The following is a 17,750-nucleotide window of genomic DNA, read 5'->3' as shown; positions in this document are numbered from 1 at the left end:
GGCTGCATGATCACTATTAATGACCGCGCAGCACTCGTTACTGACCTCGCTAACTTCGTCCGCACCACCATCGAGAGCCAAACCGGTATTGCCGGCATGGCTCTTAAAGGTGGGTTAACTGCTGCCACTAAGGCGAAAGCTGACATTGTCGAAGCTGGAGTGGAACGCGTACTGGATGAGATGTTAGAAATTCTCGCCCCTTACTGGGATTCCAAGCCAGCCGACACCTCTTTTAGCAAGCACCTGGAAGCCCACAGCGAGGAAATTTCCGACAAGCTCATGGCCACCGCCGACCGCCAAGCTGAGAAGCTATACAACAGCCCACTCACCAAGCTGTACGGATCAATTCGCGGCAAGGCCGCCAATGTCGTCGCTGAAAATGTTGGTGGCCTGGGCGAGGTCGTCGAAAAGCACGCGGGGTAGCGCGCAAAATACCTCCCGTCCTCTAACGAGCAGCGCAAGGTCACTCGCGCAGGAGTCCCCGGCAGGCAAATTGATTTAGGAATCCAGGAAACACAGCAACTCATTCCCCGGACCGATTCTCGCTTGATCCCAATCTGCTTATTATTAAAAGCTACTGGAATCATTGGTCTCTAGTTCAGTGGTGGCTTGGCGACCCACCGAGCTCGGGGGTCTCGTGGCGAATTGCCGTGCCATTCGACGAGACCGGCGTCGGAAAGCGATGCCAAGCTCTTGCGCACTTCGAGTAATCAAACTACGAGCTCTGAGGCATTTTCAGGCGAGCTGGAACCTATCCGCCGAGCGAAACCTGCTAGTGCTTCCATGTCAAGGTCATCGGAGCTAGTGGTGCGCAGCCCAGTGGCGTCATAAAGCTGCTCACCCTTGGAATAGCGGAGCTCTTGCTGCTGGTCAACGCCCTACTTCACCGATTTTTCTGCAAGCCGGAGATAACAATCACCATTTTCGGTGAAGTGGACACGCTCACCCGGCTCGACGTGAAAAAGCAGCACCGAGTTCAGCTTCTCAATGCGAAGTCGCACTGCGGGATCTGTGTGATTGTGGGCGGCGACCCGCAGATCGTTCTCGCGCTCGACGGTAAGCTTCTCTTCCACCTTGCCGTCGTCTGTAATTCCAACAGCAAGAAGTCCGCCCTCAGCATTGGCGAAGGCCACGAGATGTCCGCGAGGTCCTTGGGTGCAATTGAAGAGGACTTTCGATCAAACCATTGATCTTCCGGACGCGAGCAAAGGTCAGCGATGGAGTAGTTGTCCATGACCAAAAGGTCACTAGAAACATTTCTAGTAAACTGTCTCTAATATTTTTCTGCAGGTCAGAGCTGTTTCTACTAGAAGCCCCCGATTTTCCAGTAGGTTTCTAGTAGCCAGAAAACGGCAGGTCATGCCGGTAATCCACTGGAAATCGGGACTTTCTAGTCCCCACTTTCACCATTGCCAGCATTTGTATAGTGGGGGCTGTACTGACTGTGTGACCAAGCCGATGAAATATCGCGACCTGGTAAAACTACTGATTGATGCCGGGTTTACTTTTGCCCGCCAAGGAAAAGGCGACCACGAAGTATGGGAACACCCAAGCCTTAACCGTCCGGTGGTTTTGACACAGACGCGAGAGCTTTCACCGGCAGTTACTCGACACGAGCTAAAGGCTATTAACGAGGTGAGACATGGAAACTAACCGAATTGTCGTGCAAGCCTCCAGGTGGGAAGGCGGCTGGGACTTGGTGGTTGACGACAACAATGCAACGAGCGTCTCCGCATTGAAACACGCAAAACAGCAAGTGCGAGACTATCTAGACACCGTTGAGCCAGAGGTTGATCACTCCCACGTCGAAATTCTCATTCGCGCAACGTTGGACGGCTTCGAGAATGAGATTGCCGAGGCTAAAGCACAAACTGAGCAGGCCGCGCGTCTACAGGAAGTTGCGGCCGCACGGATCCGCAATGTCGCTCGCCAGCTGAAAGATCGCGGCATTTCGTCCGCCGACACCGCCGAACTGTTGGGGGTCTCGACCGGTAGGGTCTACCAGCTGCTTTCCTGATTGTGTGACGCTAGTCTGGCTTCTTCAGATCCTCGTCCACCATGTGGCACATCCTGACGAGTGCACTACGCCAGCGCTGATCCTTTTCCACGTAACCGAGCGCCATGAAATTGTGTAGGTAGTCCAGGTAGCGTTGGTGCATATCCCTCACGGCGAGGTCCATGTCACCAATGATGTGGCTGAAAGTTGGAACAAATTGGTTCGGCCACATGTCGCCGTAGGACACATACATGATGTAAGTAGACAACTCGAGGCCGGTTTCAATCGGGTGATTGTTTCTCGCAATCGTTCGCAAGATTCTTTCCAACAGCCACTCCGGGTCCTGCGCCTTCTTCTGAGCGCTCTTCACCGGGACAATCATTTTCTTCTGGATTTTGAGGATCCCGGCGTCGCAAAGCAGCTCCCGCAGCCACCCCGCGCGCGCCACATCCCGCTCGCTAAACGGCGCTTTACGACGCCCCGTGCTGATCCAATCTTGACCGTGCTCGCTCCCCCACTGCTCCAATTCTGTGACGATACTCGTCGGCAAGTAGCCAGCTGACGTGAGCTTCGCCCCCTCTCCCACCAAATCAAGGAAGAAATAGATAACTTCTAGGAGCTCACGAGGAGAAGCCATCTCGTCTGGATCAAGCCAGGACTGCCATGCCTCAGCCACGATGCGCTGCAGATTCCACAACTGTCCGGTCGCCACGAATTCGGCAAGAGGCAGCGATTCATCAAGCGGTAGGAAATAATCATGTCGGGCATCAAAAGCGGGCCCCAGTGGCAGATACTGCTCGATACCCCGGATCGGAAGTGTTGCTATTTCTGCAATATCTTGCCGACGGTAATCAGGGAAGAAAAACTCCATCCGCTCTTCGAACATCTTGTGTTCTACCTGGGCACCTGCCGACCATTTCAGGAAATCGGTCCAGATGCCAGGGCCGCCGAAATCCTCAGGGGGGCACATTCCGACTCCTGAAATGATTCGAATAGGTTCAAACCAGTGTTCGTGCAGGCCAAGTGTCCAAGGCCCCTGAGCCTTTCCGGGCTGCAATTCAACTACTTCGATGGTGTGCTCCCACCAGTCACCGAAGTCATACACATAGGTCAGTCTGTCGCCCACTTTGGGAGCCAGAACATGCAGAAACTCCGTGCTGTCGTCACGCTGACGCTCTGGTTCCGAAATGTAATTCGTCCATTCAACACCTTTCATCGCTGGTGAAGTGAACGAATGGAGATGCATATCTTCCCAACCAAAGGCGAACTGGACAACACGATGCAACGCATTCAGCGAAACCTCATGAGGTAGCTCGACGATTCGGTAAACGTTGGTGTCATTAAGAGAAATGCGGAGAGTTGCAAGATCCATGCCACTAGCATGCCGGTTTTTACGGGCCGCGGTTGGTTGTAACACGGGTAATCTTGGTCAGATCCAATGATTGCTAACCCAGCAGTGCCAGTGGGACAGCGATGACACCATCGGAGCGTCGATAAGCATGCGTGCCCGTCGTGATGACAACTTTTTCCTTGAGTCGACCCCCGAGTTGTTCGCCGAGCCAATGCAGATGGCGCACATCTCGGTCATTGGGCACCGGCTTAAGTTTGACTTCGAATGCAATGACACGGCCATCAAAACGCTCAAGGATGAGATCCACTTCTTTCAATCCTCCTTGAGTCCGGAGGTGAGAAGTGTGTGCCTCGGCGGCTTGGCCGGCCGCACGAACGGTCAAAGTTGCTAATGACTCAAAGAGTTGGCCAAAGAGTTCCCAACTACTCGGGTTCTGTGAAACTAGCATTTCTGGCGTCACCCCAATCAGAGCTGCAGCGATGCCTGGGTCGAAAACTTGATGCTTCGGCCCTGTAGTCAGCTTCTTGAAGGGTGAACGGTTAGGGAACCACGCCGGAACTGGATCAAGCAGCCACAACGCGGTGAGAGCATCACGATATGCCAGGGCAGCGTCTTTGGACACCTTTCCGGCATCCCCTGGTGTCGCCGCATCCAAAATCTTGTTGTACGCAGTTGTGGTTGACGATGCAGCCGCGTAGGCCGCCCACCATGCGCGCATGGATTCAGGCTTGCGAACCATCAAGCCTTGGTCAGCGATGTCACGGTCAATTACCCGCCCGATGTACGACGCGATAGCTTGTCGACGCATTCCCCCGCTCATTTGGTAGATACCCGGCAAACCAGTGGAACAAATGGCGTCCGCATACTTCTGGAGCGTCCAGTCAGTTTCACCGCGAACATCTGCTGTTCCTTCGAACAAGTCGGCTATGTACGCGGTTGGTGTCGTTCCAACACGCTCAGCCACTGACAAGGGACGCATGCGCAAAGACAAAATCCGGCCAGCGCCAGAATGAATATCTATCCCAGTTCGCGGAGTCGCGCTTCCGTTCAAGAAAAATCGCGTTGAGGTACCATCATCGACCAAGCGTCGCACAGCGTCCCATACTTGCGGCACATGCTGCCACTCATCGAGGCATACCGAATCCTCACTTGTTAAGAGTTCATCCATGCTGGCTTCAATCAGAGCCCGCTCGTTCTCACGATCAAGGCGATAAGTGTTCGTGGCGCGCGGCATGGACACCGCCGCGAGGATGAGTGCTCCCACCGCGAAGGCCGCCACGACGGACATGTCGCGCCAAAATTCGCCGTAGATTTCTGTGGAAACCAGCAGCTTTCGCAGCACGTCGATCACGTAGGACAGCGGCAGGAAATTCGAGACCACCTGGAGCACGGAATTCATATCCGAGCGCGGCACCAGCACGCCGCCCAGGAAGAACTGCGGGCCAAAGAAAACGGGCATGAACTGCACCGCCTGGAATCCGTTTTCGGCAAATGCACTGGCTAGCAAGCCAAAAGACCCGCCGACGATACCAGCGAGCGGTGCTCTCAAACTCACCCGATTGCGTTGGCCACCCGAGAGCGTGCTCACTTTTTGGTCGCGCTGCTCGGTAAGACCCAGGAATTCGATTGTGCTGTCAACCTCGGCTGCTGAACCCGTGAGCTGGGAAAAGTAGCTGAGGTTTTGGCGGACGGTGAGTCACTCGTAGACGCTGGCACTTTGCGTCATATAGCCAATTCGCCCGCGATTGGCAGCGTCACCGGCTGGGTGGCCAAGGACATGTAACTCGCCTTGGTATTTCTGCACACCAACGATGGCTCGGAGCAGCGTCGTCTTGCCAGAACCAGAAGGACCGATGATGCCCGTGATGCTACCTTCTTGCAGCTCAAAGGATAAAACACGAAGGATGTGCTTCTTGCCTCGCGTGATGTTGAAACTATCCACGTGGATCAACGTGGTCATGCCACCATCTTAGGGCGAAACCCAGATGCCCCCTGGTTAGCAACTTCCGCAGCGCAAGATCAACTAAGCCTATCGATGTCGTCCAATTGGCTACTAGGCCACTGAACATTCCTCGCCAATGGAATCTGATGGGACGCACTTTCCAAGATGTGCATAAAGTATCCGGCAGTATTCGGGATCGCAACAATGTCGCCCGGAGCCACCCCGTGAGGAAATCGAATGCGACGACGCAAGATGATCTCGTCTTCGATGCAGTAGGCACCCACCAGGAATGCTTCCACCTCGGGTCCGGATGCATTGCCCGGCGCGCGAATGAGCAGCGGGTCGACTGTGTAATCGTCCGAGGTGGTACGACATTGGGTGCGATTCATCGCCAGGCCCACCAGGGGCAGGCCATCGCTGCGGGTTTTGACGAATTCCACTTGGGCCAGAATAAGGCCACAGCCGTCGAGAAGCGAACGGCCCGGCTCCAGGTGCAGCCTAAGGGCCCGGCTGCGCAGCCCGTCGGCGATGCCTTCGGAGGTGAGGACCTCGCCGAGCCAGGTGCCACGCGTGAGGGTTTGCCAATACGGGTAAATCGTCTTCAGCGGGTCGTTTTTCCAGGTGAACGGGGCAAGGTGTGGGTGCGCACGCATTGTGTGGAAGCGCTGCCAGTCGGCAGGGTCCGCGAGGTAGCTCATGGGCACGCCGCCGCCGAGGTCGATGAATTCGATAGGGTGTGGCAGGGCATCGATGAGGTGGAAGGCCTCGTGGAGAGCGGTGACCCGGTCGGAAGCACTGTAGCCGTGCAGGTGGACGTGAACTCCGACTACCGAGACATGACCAAGATCTATGCTGGTCAGCGCCTGGATCCAGGTGGAACTGCGCTCACCGAAGCGGGTCGGTGGCAAGCGCTTCGGGTTGGGAGCCAGGCGCGGGGCGACGCGCACCGGTCGGTCTGCCAGCTGGACGATGCGCCGCAGCTCCGTGACATTGTCCACGCTGATCGTCACATTGCGCTCGACTGCCAAGCGCAGTAGCTCATCGGACTTGATCGCGGCGCTCAAGATGATGTTCTCCCCTGCAACTCCGCGATCCAGCACTTGCTGCAGTTCGCGGAAGCTCGCCACATCCACGCCGTGCCCGGCCTGGTGGATGGCGTCAACAAAAGTCAGCGCTTTGTTTGCCTTGCGTGCGAAGAACACGCGGATTTCCACGTCGTGATCCTGACCGGCGGCCACCAGTTCTTGGGCATTGCGCAGCATCGGCTCCGAATTCAGGACGTTGATCGGGCTACCGTAGGTGTCAATCAGGCGGCGAGCATCGGAATAGGACTCCGTCAGTTGCTGCGCCCACGGCTCCAGCCGCGCCGGCATTGGTGGTAGGCCATGCACTTCCTGTGGCGAGTGGGCAGCTACCACCCGGCGCGCCCACCGCGGAATCACATCGTGGTAGGCGCGCGAGAGCGTGTCGTTACCCAGCACCCAGAGCTCGGTCGCGCGGCCAATCACCGCAAAATTGTCGGACCCCGGCAGGAAACCGTCCCGATCTGTGCGCACCGGCGGATACGGGGGTGGTGCTTGCACCGCATCAATTACAAAGTCCGCCCCGGGAATATCCCCGGTCACGGGTGGAGCGATGAGTTCAGCGTCAATAAGCGCCAGGATCTTGAGGGCATTACAGGACGGCGGGCCGAAGGCAACCGGCTCCAAGATGCGGGTCAGTTCCTTAAATCCTGGGAGCGGATCCTGGAAGGAGATTCGGTCGACGAGCTGCGGATACAGCGCACGATACGCCACCCCCACCGCTCCGCGCGCATCCAGTGGCCGCTCCCCTACGGCAACCGCAATGCTCGCACGCAGCTCAGCGACGCCATCTGCCGGCGCAGCAGTTCCCGCCAGCACCGCCGCAATGTTGTCAGGACAGTCCTCGGTTAGGGTGGCCGCCGCCTGCTGCAAGAGCGCAGTAATCTCCGCTGTCGACTCAGCAGCCCCAATAGCAGGACCGAATCGATCGACCACATAATCGGTCTGCGGGGAGTGATCCGGCTTGACGTTCATGAATCTGCCCGAGCGACTGACCGGAATGATCTGCTTGGGCTCGTATCCGGAAGGGTGGTACACGCCATCTTTGAACTTTCCGCCCCGACCGATGGTGAGGTCAAGGACGGCATCGATGAAGGTCAGGGCGGTGCCGCGAATCGCGACGGTGCTGCCCGGGGTCACGGAATCCAGGGAGCCGTGGGGATAGACCGTCAGGGCGTCATCAAGCGCGCCCGGCCAGGTCGCGTCATGCCCTGTGACGTCGAGGACCTGGTCAAACTCGCTGGTGAGTGCCTGCGAGTCGGCGATTTCGTGGCCCACACGCGTGATCGTGCAGCGCGGCGGGATGGGCAGGCCGGTCCAAGACTCGGCAAGGAACTCACCGACGCACGCCCGGGGCGGGTAGGTCTCGGTGTTGCCGGACCACTCATTGAAAGATCCCAGCGTGGTGGACTCAACCATCTCCGCGGTGACGTTGAGCAGCCAATAGTCCGGCTGGGACGGATCGTAAGCTTTTACTCCCCCGCCATCGAACACCGTCACGTGCAGCGCAAGGCCACGCTGCCACGCCAAGTTCATCAGTTCCTCGGCCGCCCACAATCCGCGTGGCCCGCCGCCGACAATTGCGATCCTCATTTCACGTTCTCCCGCACCCACTCGTCGTTGTAGATCGTATCCAGGTAGAAATTGCCGCTATCGTGAATAACCACCACTGCCTCGGCAGGCTCGGTCAGCTCGCGATCAAGCTGGAGCAGTGCCGCAATCACCGCGCCGCCCGATGCCCCTGGCACAATCGCTGTGGTGCGCGCTAAATTCCGCGCAGCGCTTATCGACGCCCGATCCGCGATCCTCATAACCCGATCCGGGCGGACCTGGGACGAAAGCTCCGGCACCACCCCTGCCCCAAATCCGGGCAGGTGGCGCGTGCCGCGCTCACCCCCAAAGAGCACCGAGCCTTCGGCGTCCACTGCGACCAGTTGGGTACCCAGTCCGTGTTGACGCACATATTTTTGGCAGCCGCCGATAGTTCCGGTGGTGGACACAGCTACGAGGAGAAAGTCTGGGGCGTGGCCCAGTTGTTCGTGAATTTCGCGCATGGTGCCTTGCGCATGTGCGTGAAAAGCCGCGGTGTTCGAGTACTGATCCAGATTGATCGCATCCGGGTTGTCCTTGAGCAGCTCAGCTACCTTCTTGCGGCGGGCCGCGAGCCAATCCCCGGTCTCCGGATCTGGCTCGGTGAGGACGTGGACGGTCGCGCCCATGGCCTTCATGTAATTAACTGTGGCCTTGTTCGCGCGGGGATCAACCACGCAGTGGAAATCCCAGCCACCCAACACAGCTTCCCGAGACAGCGCCAGCCCCAGGTTTCCCGAGCTGGATTCGATCACCATAGTGCCGGGAGCAATATCGGCCACTTTCACCATCTCGCGCGCCGTCCGATCCTTGGCGCTACCACCGGGATTGAACTGCTCCAACTTGGCCCAGGCAGTGAGCTTATTGAGTCCGAGTCGTTCCAGACTTACCAGCGGGGTGTTTCCCAGGGCATCAGAAATACTTGCACAGGGATGGGGTGCACGATTCATTTTCCCTATTATAGGTTAACTTGCGTCGAATTTCTGGCTCGATCTGGCCAAAACAGAACCACAAATTCGACAGCGGTTACACATCCAAGAAGCGAACATCCTTCGCATTACGCGTGATGAAGGAACGGCGAGCGGCGACGTCGTCACCCATGAGGATGGAGAACAGTTCGTCGGCACGCTGCGCGTCTTCCATGTCTACGCGACGCAGGATACGGATGGATGGGTCCATGGTGGTTTCCCACAGCTCGTTGGCGTTCATTTCGCCGAGGCCCTTGTAGCGCTGGATGCCGTCGTCGGTGTTGATCTTGCGTCCGGCTTCGAGGCCTTCGGCGAGTTGTTGATCGCGTTCGGCGTCGGAGTAGGCGAAGCCAGGATCGCCCTTGGCCCACTTGAGCTTATACAGCGGTGGCTGCGCGAGATAGACGTGGCCTTGGATGATCAGCTCTGGCATGAAGCGGAACAGCAGGGTGAGCAGCAGCGTTGCGATGTGCTGGCCGTCGACGTCGGCGTCGGCCATGAGCACGATCTTGTGGTAACGCAGCTTGGCGATGTCGAACTCGTCATTGATGCCGGTGCCGAGTGCAGTGATGATGGCCTGCACTTCGTTGTTTTTCAACACCTTATCCAGGCGGGCCTTTTCCACGTTCAGGATCTTGCCGCGGAGCGGAAGGATGGCCTGGTACATGGAGTCGCGGCCGGACTTGGCGGAGCCACCTGCGGAGTCACCCTCCACGATGTACAGTTCGGACTTTACTGGATCCTTGGAACGGCAGTCCGCAAGCTTACCTGGCAGGCCGCCGAGGTCGGTGGCGGACTTACGTCGAATCAGGTCGCGGGCCTTGCGGGCAGCTTGGCGTGCGTGAGAGGAGGATACCGCCTTGGAGATGATGACCTTGGCCTCAGCAGGGTTGGCATCAAACCAGTCATGAAGGTGTTCGTTGGTGGCCTTCTGGACGAAGGACCGCACCTCAGTGTTGCCGAGCTTGGTCTTAGTCTGGCCTTCAAACTGTGGGTCAGACACCCGCACGGAGACCACGGCGGCAAGGCCTTCACGGCAGTCATCGCCGGTGAGATTAGGCTCTTTGTCCTTGAGGAGCTTGTGCTCACGGGCGTACTTGTTCATCAGGGAGGTCAGCGCAGCGCGGAAACCCTCCTCATGAGTACCCCCCTCGTGGGTGTTGATGGTATTAGCGAAGGTGTGCACTGACTCGGAGAAGCCGGAGTTCCACTGCAATGCGATCTCTAGTTCGTGACCCTCCCCCTTAGCTTCGTAGGTGACGATGCTTGGGTGGACCGCGGTCTTCGTTTTATTGATGAATTTAACGTAGTCCTTCAGACCATCCGGGTAATGGAAAACAAGCTTCTTCTCTGTTTTCTTCGGCTTCTGCTCGGCCTGGGCGTCAACTTCTTCGAGAGAGACGGACTGGGCGGTGTCGCCTTCCTCAGCGATTTCTTCCAGTACGAGTTCTTCCTCGGTGACGCGCTTGTCCGTGAGGGTGATGGTCAGACCCTTGTTCAGGAAGGCCATTTCCTGCAGGCGCTTGGAGATGGTTTCGAACTTGAAGGTGGTGGTCTCAAAGATTTCCGGGTCTGGCCAGAATCGAATGGTGGTGCCGGTGCCACGAGCTCCGCCACCTTCTTCCAGTGGTTCTGGAACGGCGTTGTTGAAGCGCTGGTACCAGTGCTTCCCATCACGTTTAATGTCGGCTTCCACTCGGGTGGACAGGGCGTTGACCACGGAGATACCCACGCCGTGCAAACCACCGGACACTGCGTAGGATTCGGAGTCGAACTTACCGCCGGCGTGCAGCTGGGTCATAACAACCTGGACGGTAGGAGCGCCAGAAGGGTGCATTTCCACTGGGATACCACGGCCATCGTCAACGACCTCGACCCCGCCATCCTTGAGCAGGGTGACATCGACGTGCGTGGCGTATCCCGCCATCGCCTCATCGACGGAGTTGTCAACTACTTCCCACACCAGATGGTGGAGGCCACGCTCACCGGTGGAACCGATGTACATGCCAGGGCGCTTACGGACAGCTTCAAGACCCTCAAGGATAGTGATCGATGAAGCGTCATATTCATGTTGCGCAGCCACGGGTCGCTAGCACTCCTTGCTCTAAAATTGCCGATAGACCCCTCTATCTTACACTGTGTGCTCCCCTACTGGGATGACGGACGCGAGTGCTCAGGGACGATTGTGGCGCCTTTTTGCTGATGCTTCAGAAAACTCACTGGTGTGGCCGGGCAAAAATCAGTTTCCTTCACCAAAACCAGCGCGGGGTTCCTTCTTGCCGATGATCGCCTCTAACTCGCTTATCCTCTTTTCCGCTTTACGTCTTCGGTCAGCTTGATACCAAGCCGAGTAGCCCAAAGCAGAAATGAATAACCCGTCGATAACATACGGCAGCACAGTCGAAATCAAGTCAATCACCTAGCTAGATGCAAATTTGTTTTGGCCATGTAGTAGATTCTGCCCAATTGATTAATCCCTGCCCGCCTTCAACTCCGATGGCTCCAATTGCGATCAGCACCTGTGCAGCAGGAAGTCCAATTATGGTACCGGATACTCCAGTAGCAGTTATAGCTGATACATAACCACCCGCTTTGAGATTCCAGCCGTAGGCAACAATCGCCCACTTAGGAATTGAAATGCAGGCCGCTCTCAAGGTTGCTGTGTTTGGACCGCTATTTAATGTGGTTTCACTGATTGCGCCCGTAGTACGTAGTTCCTCATAGGCGCGCATGGCTGCGGCGTACTCTTCTGGGGTTGCAGTCTGCCGATACTGCTCTTGAGCCTCACGCACAGCTTCGATATTCGATTGAGCCGGAACTTCAATCGCACTCGATGGGTCAGCAACTGCAGCAGGTGAGATCATTCAAGACATTCCCGCCATACAGGCAATCACTAGCGCGGTTTTTTTCCAAACATGGTTTCCTTCCTCAAAGGATAGCTGGTAATGAATATAAATATCATCACCTGCCACTGAACGCCATTCAACGATTGTTACCTACTCGCAATCAACCTGAAATCGCAACTTTATTTGGTTATCCGTAGGTATCCCGCGGCCCGCGACCTTTGACATGTAGCGGCCCTTTGCGCCAGCTTGGTACGTTCGGGCCAAAGATCTTCAGCTCCGCCACCACGTCCGGCCCGACGTGTTTTGCAATTTCCTGCAGGATTTGACGCTGCATAAGGCGCAGGTTTGTCGCCCACGCGGTGGAGTCGCATTGAATGAACAGTGCTTTGTCTTTCATCATCTGCACGCGCGTGTGCTGGGCGATTTTGTCGCCGACCAGCACATTCCAGTGCGAGAAAATCCAACCGCCGGCAATGTCTTTTTGCCAACCCCGGCTACGAATCTCGCCTTTGAGCACGTCGCTGAGGGTCTGAAAATTGTCGCGCCTGCGCAGCGGCCTGCCGTCTTTACCGGTGGGGATGCCGCGACGCCGCCCGGAAGCAGGCGCTTTACGACGCCCCTGCCCCTGCTTACTTAAGTCCGGCGCCTTCCCGGTTTTGAGTTTCGCCTGCTTGCGAACGTTTTCGAAGGCGGCCTGGATTGGGTCAATCGGCTCGCTCATAGTCCAACCTTGAAATTCTGCCGAGTTCCGGATCGTCGATCGCAGTCACTGTGTGGGTAGTGACATCAACCAGGTTTTCGGGTAAATCTCCATCCACGGCAGCGGTGATCAGCACTTGCTCTACATCTTGAGCGATCTGTACTAGTTTGGTGCGCCGTTTGGCGTCGAGCTCCGCGAAAACGTCGTCCAATATCAAAATGGGATCAGATCCGGTGCCTTTGACCAGATAAAATTCGGCGATCCGCAACGAAAGCGCAAACGACCACGTCTCCCCGTGGCTGGCGAATCCTTTTGCGGGATCGTTACCCAAAATCAGCTCCAGGTCATCGCGGTGGGGCCCGACCAATGACACTCCACGATCGATTTCCTTAGCACGCCGGCCCCCAAGTTCCGCGAGCATCTCGGCTTCGATCACCGCCGGGTCTGTCCCGGAGACAGGCACGGTGGACTTGTAACTCACGGATGCAGGCCGGGATTCCGGGGCGATGGTGGAATACGCCTTGGGTACTTCGTCCTGTAATTCAGCGACCAACATAAGTCGGTGCGCAATCAACTGCGCCCCGAGGTGGGCAAGTTGGGAATCCCACACATCCAGCGTCGTTAAGGCGCTAGCCCCGTCTGCGTCGTCATACCCGCGGCGCAGCGCGGCACCCGCCGACTTCAATAGGGCATTGCGTTGCTTAACGACGCGCTCGTAGTCCGCTTTCACGCCCGCGAGCCGCGGCTGACGAGTGGCCAGGATCGTGTCTAAGTACTTGCGCCGCTCCGAGGGCTCACCCTTGACCAGGGCCAAATCCTCCGGGGCGAACAGCACCGTCTTGACCACTCCCAGCAGCTCGCGGGGGCTTTTCAGGCGAGTACGGTTAATCTGCGCCTGGTTGGCCCGATGGGCATTCACCAGCAAGTGCGCAGTCAGCTCACGGCCGTCATTGATCGCCGTCGCGGAAATCAGGGCGTTGTCTTGCCCAGATCGCACGAGCGGCGCATCGGTGGGAACCCGATGGCTCGACAGGTGTGCCGCGTACCCGACGGCCTCGACAATGTTCGTCTTTCCGTGGCCATTTCTGCCCACAAACACGGTCACGCCCGGCCCCAGCTCAAGCTCAAGCGTCGGCCATGAACGGAAATCCCGTAACTGCAGGTGACGAAGGTGCATTTAGCCCGGCAGGCGAACTGGCATCAACAAATAGGTGAAGTCCGTGGCTGGGGTCGGGAACTCACCATTGCCATCAGCCTCAGGCAACACCTCTGGCTCCGGAATCATGATCGCCGGGCGAGAAGGCTGCGTGAAACCGAAAACAACACGATTCGTGTTAATCACGGCTAGACCGTCCTTCAGATAACCCGGGTTAAACGCGATGTGCAGCGGTTCACCTGCAAAAGCACACGGAAGAACTTCCTCTGCATGGCCGGAATCGTTGCCGCCCGCGTCCAGCACGACCTGGCCCTCAGAGAAGCTCATGCGGATCTGCGCGTTGCGGTCAGCAACGAGGGCAACGCGGCGGATGGCGTCGAGAAGCGGTGCAATCTCCACGCTGGCGATGGAGGTGTGAGACTTCGGCAGCAGCGGGCGGAAATTCGGGAAGTCCGCGTCGAGCATACGCGTGGTGGTCTGGCGGGTGTCGGCGTGCACACCAAACAGACCATCGCTACCGATCTGTTCATCGTTGCCCACCGCGATCTCAACAGGATCGTTGAGGCTGGTATCCAGGCTGCGGGCGTTTTCCAAGAGCGTCTTCGCTGGGATCAGCAACTTGGCTTCTACCTGCGGGTTCCGCGGAATCCAGTTGAAGTTGCGCACGGCAAGACGGAATCGGTCTGTAGCGGCCAGCAGTACATCTTCGCCGTGAACCTCAAAGTGGACGCCAGTAAGCATCGGGAGGGTCTCGTCGCGGCCAGCAGCCGTAGCAACCTGGGTGACGGCCTCGGTGAAGAGCTTCGGGTCGATCGCACCGGTGACCTCAGGGAGGGCAGGGAGCTGCGGGTAATCATCGAGTGGAATGCTCGGCAGCTCGAAGCGAGAAGCGCCACAAGAAAGCAGCACCTTGGAACCATCAACCGTGACATCAACAGGCTTGTTAGGCAACGTGCTGGTGATATCCGCGATCAGTTTACCGGCAACAGCAATGCGGCCATTTTGGGAAACCTCGGCAGAAATTCGTTGCTTGGTAGACACCTCATAGTCAAAGCCAGCAAGCTCAAGACCATCATCGTCTGCGGTGATCAGCATGCCACGGAGCACCGGCTGAGTTGGCTTCGACGGCAAGCTACGTGCAACCCAAGCCACCGCGCTAGCCAAATCGTCCTTGGCCACACGGAATGAAATTGATGTCTCCATGCTCGCTAAGTCTCCTTCAAAGTTTCGTAATTACACACAAAGCTACCTGGGAAGAGGAGCGAAGGTAAATCGAGCAGCCTCGGCCCGAGGTGCTTTCGAAGAACTATCCCCACGCCCTCTTTCTTCTTTAAGAATTACAAGTAAAAGAATGGTAACTACAGTAAGTCCTGTGCAAACTGTGGATAACTCGGGTTTTCCACAGCTCATCGCTTCAATCCTAGCGTGTGGATGGCATGTGAATGATCTGTGGATAACAATGGCCGGTTGGGGATACTTTTGCCAGTCGTTGGTTATCCACAAATGATCCACGTGTTCTTGCACAGATTTGCCGTAGTTTTGCACATGCCCGCTTGTGTGCTGTTTCACGGAATCACACTCTTGTAATTACACAGGTGTGGATAACATCTGTGGATAGTTTTTTGCGGCCAAGAATGCGCGGATAGCGATCGGTGGTTGCACAAAAAATCCCTATGCCTATTCATGCTCGCCACCTGGGCTTTTGCTTTGGATAGGCATAGGGATTAGTTCCAGCGACCGAATCGCTATCAGCAACCCGCTACTTGCGCTTCTTAATCGCCGAGGTCAGCGACTGGATCTGATCGTAAGTATCGCGCTTTTCGGTCATTTCCTTGTTGATCTTGCGCACCGCGTACATCACTGTCGTGTGATCCTTACCGCCGAAGTACTCGCCGATACGTGGCAAGGAAAGATCGGTGAGTTCGCGGCACAGGTACATGGCGATCTGACGCGCATGTGCCACCGCACGGGTCTTGCCGACGCCGGTGAGCGCATCAACGGTGACGTCGAAGTACTCGGCTGCCTGCTCAATGATGTGGTCAGCGCTGATTTCAACGTCGTCGGCGTCGGGCATGATGTCGCGCAGGGCGATCTCGGCGGTTTTGAGGTCGATTGGTTCTTTGATCAGCGAGGAATAGGCAGTGACGCGGATGAGGGCGCCTTCGAGTTCACGGATGGATGTCTCAAACCGGGATGCAATGAGCTCCAGAACTTCGTGATCGACGACGGTACCTTCGGACTGCGCCTTCTTGGACAAGATGGCCATCCGTGTTTCCAGGTCAGGCGGCTGAATGTCAGTAATGAGGCCGGCCTTGAATCGGGTGCGCAGCCGGTCGGTGAGGGTAGTTAGCTCCTTTGGTGGGCGGTCAGAGCTCAAGACGATCTGCTTGTCCGCCTGATGTAGCGCGTTGAAGGTGTGGAAGAACTCTTCCTGGGTGCCTTCCTTGCCCTCCAGGAACTGGATGTCATCAACCATGAGCACGTCCAGGTTGCGGTAGTTTCGCTTGAATTTTTCCTGACGGTCATCACGCACCGAGTTGATGTAGTCGTTGGTGAATTCCTCAGAGGACACGTATTTCACGCGCAGCCCAGGTTGCAGCACCTTTGCATAGTTACCGATGGCGTGCAGCAGGTGCGTTTTCCCGAGGCCGGATCCGCCCCAAATAAACAGCGGGTTGTAGGCCTGAGCCAGTGATTCCGAGACCGCCTTGGCGGCGGCGACTGGGAAACGGTTCGAGCTGCCGATCACAAAATTTTCGAAGGTGTACTTCGGATTCAGTGAGAGGTCTCGTTTGTCGGTGGACGGTGCTTCCCGCACGACAGGGGCCGGTTCAGGCGCGGGCGTATCGACGACCACCTCTTTCCAGTGATCCTGTTGCGCCGGCTTTTTCTCAAGCGGCAACTCGTGTTGATCAGGGTTATCTGGCTCCACGGATACGGCGAGCGAGAAGGGGCGACCCATTTTGCGCTGCAGGACGAGGCGGATGGCATCGCCGAGATCATTTTCGATCACGTCACGAGCCATGTTGTGTGGTGTGGAAATGATGGCGTAGCCCGGAATGAAAGAAATCGGCTTGACCAGAGCAAGGAATGCGCGCTGCTTAACGGTCAGCGGTGCCACGCCTGAGCCGGGTTCCTCGGCTAGGCGGGTGAGGTCTGCGACGATCTCATGCCACGTTGTTTGCAGATCATCTGAAATCTGGGTCACTTACATTCCTTTTTGCTACGCAGTTGTCCGATGGATGTGGTCGGACGGTTGTTCTTTTGGCGGTGGATAGGTTGTCCACATCATGAAATTGTCATTGTCCTGTGCTTCCACAGAGTTGTACACACCTGTGGATAACTTTTTACACCAAGTTATACACAGGATACGTCATAGCCTGTGGATAACTTTCATGGGGGTGGAAAACCTTGTGACCTGCATCTTTAGCGATGAAATTTTAAACTCTAAAGTTTTGGTCGAGAGTTATACACATTTTGGTTTACGCACAGGCTGTGAATGAAACGCGTATTTCTATACTTACTCGGCTCTCGCGCACCCTGTCTACATAGGGAAAATGCCCCACTCTGTAGTGAACATGCTACATGTGGATAACCGTGCAAAAACGCGTCCTACCAGCGCTCGAATTACAAAAATGTCATTCAAGGGGTAGTCATTTCCCCCGGCGTGTCGATTTGGTTCGCACCCAGCCATAGCGTAGGATTTCACCTGTCTGTCACATCACTAGATTTTGGTGTGCATAACGCCGGGTTTGTTCTTCAAGCCTGGCGGCTCGGAAGTTAGTCGGCCTGTGACGCGCCGCTTAGCTAAGCGTGTGCGACACATTTCAACGTCCGAGTTGTTAACAATCATCCAAACCAGGGTGACCTAAGGGCCGCGGATTTTGAACAACTGGCGTCGTTAAGCGCGCCAGCCAATTTTTCGCAGCCATGACGTCTCCCGATCAGAACTTTAGGAGTGTAACCGTGGCAAAGGGCAAGCGGACGTTCCAGCCGAACAACCGTCGTCGTGCACGTGTTCACGGCTTCCGTACTCGTATGCGTACCCGTTCCGGTCGCGCAATCGTTGCGGCTCGTCGTAGCAAGGGCCGTGCAAAGCTGACCGCGTAATTTACAAGA

General features: G+C 56.7%; 17 protein-coding genes. 4 read left to right on the top strand and 13 right to left on the bottom strand.

Translation table 11 applies throughout. From position 1 onward, the window contains the following. Positions 1-6: 6 nt before the first annotated feature. Entirely contained in the window at positions 7-423 is a 417-nt protein-coding gene (locus tag HW450_RS07885) for a DUF6918 family protein (RefSeq protein ID WP_182385107.1), read from the top strand. A 455-nt stretch (positions 424-878) separates the two neighbouring features. On the opposite strand, the gene HW450_RS07880 is transcribed toward HW450_RS07885, so the two are convergent. Continuing rightward, entirely contained in the window at positions 879-1,133 is a 255-nt protein-coding gene (locus tag HW450_RS07880) for an AlbA family DNA-binding domain-containing protein (protein ID WP_182385106.1), read from the bottom strand. A gap of 226 nt (positions 1,134-1,359) precedes the next feature. Here HW450_RS07880 and HW450_RS07875 point away from each other — a divergent pair, with 226 nt between their 5' ends. Together HW450_RS07875 and HW450_RS07870 are read left to right on the top strand one after the other, a co-directional pair. Then, positions 1,360-1,653, top strand: a complete 294-nt coding sequence (locus HW450_RS07875; protein WP_331251759.1) for a type II toxin-antitoxin system HicA family toxin — start codon at positions 1,360-1,362, stop codon at positions 1,651-1,653. Further along, on the top strand, positions 1,643-2,017 hold the full coding sequence (locus tag HW450_RS07870; protein ID WP_182385104.1) for an antitoxin HicB: 375 nt from the start codon (positions 1,643-1,645) through the stop codon (positions 2,015-2,017). The genes HW450_RS07875 and HW450_RS07870 overlap by 11 nt, the downstream gene beginning before the upstream one ends. A gap of 10 nt (positions 2,018-2,027) precedes the next feature. Here HW450_RS07870 and HW450_RS07865 read toward each other — a convergent pair whose 3' ends face one another. The 12 genes from HW450_RS07865 to dnaA form a co-directional block, all read right to left on the bottom strand. Then, entirely contained in the window at positions 2,028-3,368 is a 1,341-nt protein-coding gene (locus HW450_RS07865) for a plasmid pRiA4b ORF-3 family protein (protein ID WP_182385103.1), read from the bottom strand. Positions 3,369-3,441: 73 nt separating this feature from the next. Then, positions 3,442-4,935: a DUF4143 domain-containing protein gene (locus HW450_RS07860; RefSeq protein ID WP_232843216.1), complete on the bottom strand. Its 1,494-nt coding sequence runs from the start codon at positions 4,933-4,935 to the stop codon at positions 3,442-3,444. A 108-nt stretch (positions 4,936-5,043) separates the two neighbouring features. Next, a complete protein-coding gene (locus HW450_RS07855) occupies positions 5,044-5,307 on the bottom strand; it encodes an ATP-binding cassette domain-containing protein (RefSeq protein ID WP_182385102.1) in 264 nt (87 codons plus the stop codon). Positions 5,308-5,366: 59 nt separating this feature from the next. Next, positions 5,367-7,964: an FAD/NAD(P)-binding protein gene (locus tag HW450_RS07850; protein WP_182385101.1), complete on the bottom strand. Its 2,598-nt coding sequence runs from the start codon at positions 7,962-7,964 to the stop codon at positions 5,367-5,369. Continuing rightward, positions 7,961-8,911, bottom strand: a complete 951-nt coding sequence (locus tag HW450_RS07845; protein ID WP_182385100.1) for a pyridoxal-phosphate dependent enzyme — start codon at positions 8,909-8,911, stop codon at positions 7,961-7,963. The genes HW450_RS07850 and HW450_RS07845 overlap by 4 nt, the downstream gene beginning before the upstream one ends. Positions 8,912-8,987: 76 nt before the next feature. Continuing rightward, a complete protein-coding gene (gyrB, locus tag HW450_RS07840) occupies positions 8,988-11,012 on the bottom strand; it encodes a DNA topoisomerase (ATP-hydrolyzing) subunit B (RefSeq protein ID WP_182385099.1) in 2,025 nt (674 codons plus the stop codon). A gap of 156 nt (positions 11,013-11,168) precedes the next feature. Next, a complete protein-coding gene (locus HW450_RS12995; RefSeq protein WP_220463892.1) occupies positions 11,169-11,348 on the bottom strand; it encodes a hypothetical protein in 180 nt (59 codons plus the stop codon). Positions 11,349-11,352: 4 nt separating this feature from the next. Then, a complete protein-coding gene (locus tag HW450_RS07835) occupies positions 11,353-11,793 on the bottom strand; it encodes a hypothetical protein (RefSeq protein WP_182385098.1) in 441 nt (146 codons plus the stop codon). 169 nt (positions 11,794-11,962) lie between these two features. Next, the gene (locus HW450_RS07830; protein ID WP_182385097.1) at positions 11,963-12,496 is read right to left on the bottom strand and encodes a DciA family protein; all 534 of its coding nucleotides are present in this window, start codon (positions 12,494-12,496) and stop codon (positions 11,963-11,965) included. After that, entirely contained in the window at positions 12,480-13,652 is a 1,173-nt protein-coding gene (recF, locus tag HW450_RS07825) for a DNA replication/repair protein RecF (RefSeq protein WP_182385096.1), read from the bottom strand. Before recF ends, HW450_RS07830 begins: the two co-directional genes overlap by 17 nt. Further along, positions 13,653-14,834: a DNA polymerase III subunit beta gene (gene dnaN / locus HW450_RS07820; protein WP_182385095.1), complete on the bottom strand. Its 1,182-nt coding sequence runs from the start codon at positions 14,832-14,834 to the stop codon at positions 13,653-13,655. 556 nt (positions 14,835-15,390) lie between these two features. Beyond that, the gene (gene dnaA / locus HW450_RS07815) at positions 15,391-16,839 is read right to left on the bottom strand and encodes a chromosomal replication initiator protein DnaA (protein WP_182385094.1); all 1,449 of its coding nucleotides are present in this window, start codon (positions 16,837-16,839) and stop codon (positions 15,391-15,393) included. Positions 16,840-17,597: 758 nt separating this feature from the next. On the opposite strand from dnaA, the gene rpmH reads away from it, so the two are divergent. Then, the gene (gene rpmH / locus HW450_RS07810; protein ID WP_182385093.1) at positions 17,598-17,741 is read left to right on the top strand and encodes a 50S ribosomal protein L34; all 144 of its coding nucleotides are present in this window, start codon (positions 17,598-17,600) and stop codon (positions 17,739-17,741) included. The last annotated feature ends 9 nt before the right edge of the window (positions 17,742-17,750 follow it).

Origin of the sequence: Corynebacterium hindlerae, from assembly GCF_014117265.1 — a bacterium.
In the GTDB taxonomy this organism is placed as follows: Bacteria; Actinomycetota; Actinomycetes; order Mycobacteriales; family Mycobacteriaceae; genus Corynebacterium; species Corynebacterium hindlerae.
Note: the sequence above shows the minus strand (reverse complement) of the source record. Positions and strands in the feature narration are given on the sequence as shown.